Source organism: Caulobacter sp. (assembly GCF_017744445.1).
Taxonomy (GTDB): domain Bacteria; phylum Pseudomonadota; class Alphaproteobacteria; order Caulobacterales; family Caulobacteraceae; genus Caulobacter.
The window spans coordinates 1-643 of record NZ_JAGIBH010000100.1 but is presented as its reverse complement, the minus strand read 5'-3'; the positions used below and the strand labels follow the sequence as shown (position 1 = coordinate 643).

Below are 643 nucleotides of genomic sequence, written 5' to 3'. Positions count from 1 at the left end.
ACGCGGTGCTGCTGGTCGAGCCGGCCACGCCCGAGGCGCTGGAGCAGGACCTGCAGGCCTTCGCCCAGTGCGGCGTGAAGATGCTGGTGATCGACGGCGGCGACGGTACGATCCGCGACGTGCTGAGCCGCGCGGCGACCATCTTCGGCGAGGCCATGCCGCTGATCGCCCTGATCCCGTCGGGCAAGACCAACGTGCTGGCCATCGACCTGGGCGTGCCCCGCGACTGGACCCTGGCCAAGGCCCTGGCGGCGGCCAAGTCGCCCGACGCCGTGATCAAGCACCGCGCGCCGCTGGAGGTGCGCTGGGACGACGGGCGGCCCAGCCTGCGGGGCTTCGTCTTCGGCCTGGGCGCCTTCGTGCGCGCCACCAGCCTGGCCCAGACGGTCCACAAGACCGGCGCCTTCCACAGCATCGCCGTGGCGATGAGCGTGCTGGGCGCCCTGGTCGGCACCGTCATGGGCGGCAAGCGCGACCAGTGGCGGGCCGGCGTGCCGCTGTGCCTGGCCATCGACGGCGAGGAGACCCGCACGGCCGACCGCTTCATGGTGCTGGCCACCACGCTCAAGCGCCTGCCGTTCGGGGTCAAGCCGTTCGGACCCCCGCGCGAGGGGCTGAAGTTCCTGGACGTCGACGCCCCGCC

At 73.1% G+C, this 643-nt stretch carries 1 protein-coding gene; it reads left to right on the top strand.

Annotated features, from left to right (window positions below):
- Positions 1-643 (top strand): diacylglycerol kinase family protein (locus tag J7528_RS23870; RefSeq protein ID WP_291879831.1); only part of this gene is annotated, 643 nt, incomplete at both ends.